The organism is Methylobacterium trifolii (assembly GCF_022179685.1).
Taxonomy (GTDB): Bacteria; Pseudomonadota; Alphaproteobacteria; order Rhizobiales; family Beijerinckiaceae; genus Methylobacterium; species Methylobacterium trifolii.
Map to the genome: position 1 here is coordinate 1 of NZ_BPRB01000043.1, position 5,682 is coordinate 5,682.

Genomic DNA, 5,682 nt, shown 5'->3' on the forward strand with positions numbered 1-5,682 from the left:
ATGCGTCAGTGCACTAGCATGGATTGACCGCATCGCGTGGGCGATTGGATATCGAAGAAATTCTTGAGTTTTTTCTTCCTCTGGGCACTTCATAACGTACCCAGAATGTCCGCGTAGTCCCTTGCTTTCCTGACAGCGGACGGACCGCTATCCACCCAATCCTGCTGTAGGTCATCATCCATCAAGGTACCGCGAAGCGGACCTTCCCAGAGCCTGCGATGGGTCGGAAGCGGGCGGGGCGGCGACATCCGCTTCCTCGCGTTGCCGCCCCGAAGCGGACCGGCGCAAACCCACCCATTTCATACCCGCGACACGGGTGCGAGGCGGCCGATGCCCTCTCCTAGACGTGGTGGTCGCGCTTCAGGATGTAGCCGCCCGCCGTCATCTTGACCCGCTGGTCCTGGGGCACGTCGCGGGCGCGCCAGTAATGCGTCACCAGGCTGCGGCGGGTCCGGGTCGGGTCCTTGATCGCCGCGCCGCCATGCAGCAGCTGGCTGTGCCAGATCAGCACGTCGCCGGGGCGGCCGTAGAAGTACACCGGCTCGATCTCCCGCGTCGTGTCCGCGACGTAGGCGTTGGCCGGGCCGAGGTCGGAGCCGAGCGCCGCGATGCCCCCGTGCGGGAAGACGTAAGGGGCGATCTTGTGGCTGCCGGGATAGACGAACAGGGGGCCGTTCTCGTCGGTGTACTGGTCCAGGCAGATCGAGACCACCGCCATGCGGTCCTTGGCGATCGGCGGCATGAACCAGCTGTCGTAATGGGCCGGCTGCCCGCTGCCGTAGATGAAATTCAGGGAGTTGCAGATCAGCGGGTCGCCGTCGAGCAGTTCCTTGAGGACGCGGGTGATCCGGTCGCTGAGGGTGCAGGCCGTCACGACCTCCGAATCCATGAACAGGTCGTTGATCTTGATCGGCCCCGAGAAGGCCCGGTCCGGCACGTCGGCGATCTTCATGCGCCGGCCGGCGAGGTCGCCGGCGATGATGTCGGCCGTCACCTTCGGATAGGCGGTGCGGTCCGTGACGACGTTGGCGACCTCGGCGTTGACGGCCGCCACCGTCTCCGCATCGAAGAAGCCGGGCAGGATCAGATAGCCGTTGTCGTCCCAGAAGCGCTTCTGCGCCCGGTCGAGGGCCTTGGGCTTGAACAGGTTGAGCATCGGTCCGGGCCACGTCTGAAATCGGTCGCGCGGCGCGATCTGATTGCAGGAGCGTCCGGGTTGTCAACAGCGGGGCGGCAACAGGGGGCCCCTAGCGCGCTGCAACCGCGCGCAGGGGCAGGGTCATGGGTGGGGCCGCGCGGCCGGCCGCCACGGGATGTCCGTAGAGGCCGCGATGGATGGGGTGCGGGCTCAGGCGGTCGGTCAGGCCGATCACGGTCTCGGCCGCGCCCAGGAGCAACGCCCCGTCCGGCGCGAGGCTGGCCGCCAGCCGGTTGAGGATGTCGGCCTTGGTCGGCGCGTCGAAGTAGATCAGCACGTTGCGGCAGTAGATCACGTCGAAGGTGCCCAGCGCCTCGAAGCCGTTGAGCAGGTTGATCTGGCGGTAATCCACCATCGACCGCAGCGAGGCGCCGATCTGCCACTGCTCGCCGATCTGGGTGAAGTACTTGAGCAGCCACTGCACGGGCAGGCCGCGCTGGACCTCGAACTGGCTGTAGAGGCCGAGCCGCGCCTTCTCGATCACCTCCGTCGACAGGTCGGTGGCCACGATCTCCACGTGCCAGCCGGCGAGCTTGGCGGCCGCCTCCTGCAGCAGGATCGCCAGAGAATAGGGCTCCTGGCCGGTGGAGGAGGCCGCGCACCAGATCCGCAGGCGCCGCCGGCCGGCCGCCTGCGCCATCGCCTGCGGCAGCAGCACGTCGCGGAACAGGTCGAAGGGCAGCCGGTCGCGGAAGAAGAAGGTCTCGTTGGTGGTCATCGCCTCGACCACCGCCCGCTCCATGGCGGTGTCGCGGGAGATCTTGAGGGCGCCGACGAGGTCGCGCAGGCTGGCCTGCCCGAAGCGGCGGCAGACCGGCGTCAGCCGGCTCTCCACGAGGTAGCGCTTCTCGGCCGTGAGGGCGAGGCCGGAGCGCTGCTTGAGGTAGGCGCGCAGGTAGTCGAAATCGAGCTCGGTCATGCGCCGCCACCGGTGATCAGGCTGCGCAGGGCCGGGCCGATCTCGGCCAGGGGCAGGACCCCTTGGGCGAGGCCGGCCTTGGCGACGCTGCCGGGCATGCCCCAGACCGTGCTGGTCGCCTCGTCCTGGGCCAGCAGCGGGCCGCCGGCCTCCACCAGGGCGCGGGCGCCGTGGGTGCCGTCCGAGCCCATGCCGGTGAGGATCACCGACACGGTGGCCGCCCCGAACAGGGCGGCGGCGTCCTTGAACAGCACGTCGACGGCCGGGCGGCAGAAGTTCACCTGCGGCCCGTCGTCGAGGCGGATCACCGGCTCGCGGCCGGGGCCTGCGGCCAGCCCCATGTGGCGCCCGCCCGGCGCCACGTAGATCCGGCCGGGCTGGAGGCGCTCGTCGGCCTTGCCCTCGGCCGCGGGAAGGCCGGTGCGGGTGGCCAGGTGCTCGGCGAAGACGGCGGTGAAGATCGGCGGCATGTGCTGCACGATCAGGATCGGCAGGCGGCGCAGGGTGGCCGCGCCGATGCCCTCCAGCATGTCGCCCACCGCCCGCGGACCGCCGGTCGAGGCGCCGACCAGCAGCACGCGGGGGGCGCCTATGCTGCGGGCCTTCGGACGCAGGGAGAAGGTGGCCGCCGCCCGCGGGGGCGGTGGGGCCGCAGGCGCGGCCGCCGGCAGCCCGGTCTGCCCGGCCGGGGCCGGCCTGCGGTTGCGGGCGCGGGCGGCCCCGAACAGGCGCACCCGCTCCACGAGGTCGGCCCGGAACGCGTCCGAGGTGGTGACGCCGCGGTTGCTCTCGGGCTTGGCGAGGTAGTCCACGGCGCCGAGCGCCAGGCATTTCAGGGAGATGTCGGCGTTGCGGGTGGTCAGCGTCGACATCATCACGACCTGGAGGCCGGGGCTCGCGGCCAGCATCCGCGGCAGCGCCTCGGTCCCGTCGAGTTCGGGCATGTCGATGTCGAGGAGGACCACGTCGGGGTCCTGCTTGGCCAGCATCTCCAGGGCGATGCGGCCGTTGGAGGCGGTGCCGACCACGGTGAAGCCGGCCTCGCCGATCCAGCGGGCGACGAGGCCGCGCACCACCGCCGAATCGTCGGCGATCAGCACCCGGATCTGGGCCGGGGCCGTCTGCGCCGGGAGAGCGGGCCGGAGGGGCGGGCGGGTGAGGGCCGTGGGGGTTGTCAGCATCGTCGTGCGCCTTGCGTGACGGGTCGATGACGGGGTCGGTCTGCCCGGACCGCACCGGCAGCAGGATGCTCGGGGAGTCCGGGGACGGCCTCAGGCCGCGTCGGCGTGGACGACGCCGACCTGCTCGAGCTTGGCCGTCAGGATGTCCCGGTCGAAGGGCTTCATGATGTACTCGTCGGCGCCTGCCCGCAGCGCCCGGGCGATGGCGCCCACGTCGTTCTCGGTGGTGCAGAACAGGATCTTGGGCGCGGTGCCGCCCGGTGCCTGCCGCAGGGCCTGGAGGAAGGCGTAGCCGTCCATGTTCGGCATGGTCCAGTCGAGCAGGATCACCTCCGGCATGGCCGCGGCGCAGACCTTGAGGGCCTCGTTGCCGTCCTCGGCCTCCGAGACGGTGAAGCCGAGGGTCTCGATGATGCGGCGTGCGACCTTCCGGATCACGGCGGAATCGTCGACGACGAGGCAGGTCTTCTCGGTGGGGAGCGTCATCGCGTCTGTTTCCCGTATCAGGCGGCGCTGGCGCCGGCGCGGTCGTGGCTCAGGACGAGGAGGGCATCCACGTCGAGGACGACGAGGAGGCGCCCGTCGAGGCGGTGGATGCCCAGCGCCAGGTCGCGCCAGCGGGCATCGAGGTTGATCGGCACCGGCTCGTGGGTGTCGGCGCCGAGCTTGAGCACCTCGCCGACCCCGTCCACGACCAGGGCGAAGGTCTCGCCGCCCTGCTCCAGGCCGATGGCCATCCCCGCCCCCGTCGCGTCCGCGGCCGGAAGGCCGAGGCGGCGGCGCAGGCACAGGGCGGTGACGACGCGCCCGCGCAGGTTGAGCAGGCCGACGATCTCCGGGGGGGAGAGCGGCACCGGGGTGACGCCGGCGGGCACGAACACGTCGTGCACCCGGTCGATGGCGAGGCCGAACATGGTCTCGCCGACGAAGACGGTGACGAAGTCGCGGGTCGCCCCGGCCTCGCCGGACGCGCCGTTGCTGTTGGCAGCCTGCATCATGGCGGGTTTCCAGTCTGTCTTTCGTCGTGCGGGATCAGGCGGCTTTGGCGGGGGCGAGGGCGGAGGCGGCCCGAGCCGCCTCGACCTTGGATGCCTCCATCTTGGATGCCTCGACCTTGGGCGCCTCGATCTCGGAGAGCGCGGCGACCAGGCCGCTGCGGTCGAACTTCGCCACGAGGTCGCTGATGGCGAGCTGGCGGGCCTTGGCCACCATCTCGGCCCCGACCGTGCCGGTGAGACCGATCACGGGCAGGTCCGCCAGCCGCCGGTCGGCCCCGCGCATGGCGGCCACCAGGTCGAGGCCGGAGCGGCCCGGCATCTCCAGGTCGGTGACGACGACGTCGACCCGCGCCTCGGACTGGAGGACCGAGAGAGCCTGCTCGGCGCTCCCGGCGCTGAGGACGGCGTAACCGGCCGCCTTGAGCACGGGGGTCAGCATGTCGCGGAAGAAGGCGGAATCGTCCACCAGCAGCACGGTCGAGGCCCGGGCGGCCGGCTTCTTGGTCCCGCGGGCCCAGTCGTCGTAGGCCAGCGGCAGGAAGTGGGCGATGTTGATGATGTCGGTCGCCCGGCCCCGCAGCACCGCCGACCCGATCAGGTCCGAGCGCTCGGCCGCGATCTCGATGTCGAGGCGCTCCTCGACGATGTCCACGATCTCGTCCACGACGAGGCCCATCGCCCGCTCGCCGTCGGAGAACACCACCAGGGCCTGCATGCCCTCGGAGCGGATCACGATGGCGTCGTCGGCCGGCACGAGCGGCATCAGCCGGCCGCGGTACTGGATCAGCGGACGCCCGCCGAGCCACTCGACCTTGCTCGCGTCGATCTCCTCCAGGCGCGTGACCAGGGAGAGGGGCACGGCCTTGAAGCTGTTGCGGCCGCCCTTGAACACCAGGAGCGTCGACTTCGCGTCCGCGGCATCGGCCTCCTCGGTGTCGATCTCGGCGGGGATGCCCCCCCCTTGCGTGCCCTGGCTGACCTGCCGGGCGACGCCGTTGGGATCGACGATCAGCACCACGGCGCCGTCGCCCAGGATCGTGTTGCCGGCAAACAGCGGGATGTGCCGGAGCTTGGCCGACATCGGCTTCACCACGATCTCTTCCGTGTGGAAGACCTCGTCCACGAGGATGCCGAAGCGCTGGCGGCCGACCTGGGCCACCACCACGAAGCCGGTCTCGGCCTCCGCATTCCCCTGTCCGAGCACGCCGGTGAGCGTCACGATCGGCAGGAGCCGCTCGCGCAGGCGCAGGACCGGCGAGCCGTTGATGTGCTCGACCTTCTGCGGGCCGTCCTTGCCGACCCGGACCAGTTCCAGCACCGCCACCTGCGGCACCGCGAACCGGCTCTGCCCGGCCCGCCCTGATCGTGCGGGCCGGGCAGAGCCGG

The 5,682-nt window shown here is 70.9% G+C and carries 6 protein-coding genes; all 6 read right to left on the reverse strand.

All coding sequences use genetic code 11. The features are described 5' to 3' along the window. Window positions 1–340 precede the first annotated feature (340 nt). Complete coding sequence (locus tag COGEMETH_RS03665) at window positions 341–1,156, reverse strand: phytanoyl-CoA dioxygenase family protein (RefSeq protein WP_238181270.1); 816 nt, start codon at window positions 1,154–1,156, stop codon at window positions 341–343. 91 nt (window positions 1,157–1,247) lie between these two features. Next, window positions 1,248–2,117 (reverse strand): CheR family methyltransferase, encoded by an 870-nt coding sequence (locus COGEMETH_RS03670; RefSeq protein ID WP_238181271.1) that lies wholly within the window; start codon window positions 2,115–2,117, stop codon window positions 1,248–1,250. Then, window positions 2,114–3,298, reverse strand: coding sequence for a chemotaxis-specific protein-glutamate methyltransferase CheB (gene cheB, locus COGEMETH_RS03675; RefSeq protein ID WP_238181272.1), 1,185 nt, complete (start codon window positions 3,296–3,298; stop codon window positions 2,114–2,116). Before cheB ends, COGEMETH_RS03670 begins: the two co-directional genes overlap by 4 nt. A gap of 90 nt (window positions 3,299–3,388) precedes the next feature. Then, window positions 3,389–3,784 carry a response regulator gene (locus COGEMETH_RS03680; RefSeq protein ID WP_238181273.1) on the reverse strand — a complete coding sequence of 132 codons (396 nt, stop codon included), beginning with the start codon at window positions 3,782–3,784 and terminating at the stop codon, window positions 3,389–3,391. Window positions 3,785–3,801: 17 nt separating this feature from the next. Continuing rightward, the gene (locus tag COGEMETH_RS03685; RefSeq protein ID WP_238181275.1) at window positions 3,802–4,293 is read right to left on the reverse strand and encodes a chemotaxis protein CheW; all 492 of its coding nucleotides are present in this window, start codon (window positions 4,291–4,293) and stop codon (window positions 3,802–3,804) included. Window positions 4,294–4,330: 37 nt separating this feature from the next. Next, the coding region (locus COGEMETH_RS03690; RefSeq protein ID WP_238181274.1) for an ATP-binding response regulator at window positions 4,331–5,682 on the reverse strand (1,352 nt) is incomplete at its 5' end.